We start from the raw sequence: 601 nt of genomic DNA, 5'->3' as shown, positions 1-601 counted from the left end.
GCGGCCCGGCCACCCCGGCCAGCAGGCCCGAAAACACGGCGCCCGAACCTGCCGCGATGTCAAAGAACACATCGAACAGCCCGATCGCGGAGCCCGAATACCGCGCGGGCACCTGCCGCAGCACCGGCATGGCCAGCAGCGGGTAGGTCAGCGAATATCCCAGCCCCCCAGGAAACTGCCCATCGCCGCCCCGACCGGCCCCGGCGCCAGCCAGATCATGGCCAGCCCCACGGCTTCCGTCAGCATGATGATCGCGACCATGGGCCGCACGTCATGCCGGTCCACATGCCGGCTGCCCACAAGGCGGGCAAGCATGTGCCCCACGCCAAACGCCGCCAGCGCCCAGCCGCCCGCGTGCCAGCCCTCCGCCGCATAAAAAATGACCAGAAAGGATGAAATCGCGGCAAACCCGATGGCGGACAGCCCCAGCGTCAGCCCCCATACCCATATCGGCCCGATCAGATCCTTCCAGCGCACGCCCGCATGGCTGCCGTCATGCAGCGCGGGTGACGGGGGCAGCGACAGGGTCAGCAGCGCACCACCCAGCGGCAGGGCCATGGCGACAAGGCAGACGGTGAAAAACCCCGCATGCGCCTCGATA

General features: G+C 68.6%; 1 protein-coding gene. It reads right to left on the bottom strand.

Annotated features, from left to right (window positions below):
• Nucleotides 1–147: 147 nt before the first annotated feature.
• A partial coding sequence (locus JCM25156_RS26650; RefSeq protein ID WP_242402763.1) for a YbfB/YjiJ family MFS transporter occupies nucleotides 148–601 on the bottom strand: 454 nt, incomplete at its 5' end.

The organism is Komagataeibacter kakiaceti JCM 25156 (assembly GCF_000613305.1).
This window is presented reverse-complemented; position numbering and strand designations above follow the sequence as displayed.